This is a genomic window from Burkholderia sp. BCC1972 (genome assembly GCF_905339605.1).
In the GTDB taxonomy this organism is placed as follows: domain Bacteria; phylum Pseudomonadota; class Gammaproteobacteria; order Burkholderiales; family Burkholderiaceae; genus Burkholderia.
On the sequence record NZ_CAJPGH010000107.1, the window covers coordinates 1 to 304 of the forward strand.

Sequence of the window (304 nt, forward strand, 5' to 3'; positions counted from 1 at the left end):
CGACAGCGACCCGACGTCGGTCGACTCCTGCGCCGACAGTGCGCCGAGGGTACTGTTGGTCGTGGTCAGGCTTGTCGACAGGGAGGTCACACCGCTTTGCGCCGTGCTGATGCCGGCCGCGGCTGAGGTCGACAGACTTGTCACGTTGCTGTTCGTAGTGTTCAGGCCCGTCGACAGCGAGGTCACACCGCTTTGTGCGGTGCTAATGCCGGCCGAGGTCGAAGTCGACAGGCTCGCCACGTTGCTGTTCGTCGCATTCATGCTGGTCGACAGCGATCCCACGTCGGTCGACTCCTGCGCCGAC

General features: G+C 64.5%; 1 protein-coding gene. It reads left to right on the forward strand.

The annotated features are described in order from the left end of the window. Window positions 1-103: 103 nt before the first annotated feature. On the forward strand, window positions 104-304 hold a 201-nt coding region (locus tag U5798_RS37020; protein ID WP_322084897.1), incomplete at its 3' end, for a hypothetical protein.